The organism is Mycobacterium angelicum, from assembly GCF_002086155.1.
Classification (GTDB): domain Bacteria; phylum Actinomycetota; class Actinomycetes; order Mycobacteriales; family Mycobacteriaceae; genus Mycobacterium; species Mycobacterium angelicum.
In genome coordinates, this window is sequence record NZ_MVHE01000249.1 from 1 (window position 1) to 598 (window position 598).

Annotated in this window: 1 protein-coding gene; it reads right to left on the bottom strand. The window is 64.0% G+C overall.

The annotated features are described in order from the left end of the window. The coding region (locus tag BST12_RS29240) for an AMP-binding protein (RefSeq protein WP_139802078.1) at positions 1–598 on the bottom strand (598 nt) is incomplete at both ends.

The following is a 598-nucleotide window of genomic DNA, read 5'->3' on the forward strand; positions in this document are numbered from 1 at the left end:
AACTCACCCGCGACCCCCACCGGAACCCGACGCAACCACCCATCGAGGACAAACAGCGCCGCCCCCGATACCGGGGCACCAATCGGGGCGATTCCTGAGCCCGGTTGCAGCGGCGCACTCATCGCCACATACATCGTGGTTTCGGTCGGGCCGTACTGGTTGACCATTACCCGCCCGCCGGCCCAGCGGTTCACCAGCTCACCCGGGCAGGCCTCACCGCCCATGATCAGCGTCGCCGACTCCAAACCCTGCGGCGACAACATCGCCAACGCCGAGGGGGTTTGACTGAGCACGTTGACGCGGTGATCAATCAGTAAGGCCTGCAACTCTTCTGGGGAACGCACCACCGCATCGGGCACCACCACCAGGCACCCACCATGCAGCAGCGCACCCCAGATCTCCCACACCGAGAAATCGAACGCCAACGAATGACACTGACTCCACACCTGCCCCACCGCCGGCAACAACCCCTCCGGTAGCGAGGCGAACAACCCAGTCACATTGCGATGGGCAATCCCCACTCCCTTGGGCACCCCCGTCGTACCCGAGGTGTAAAGGACGTAGGCCAAATCATCACCGGCCGGAAACACCAACTCCC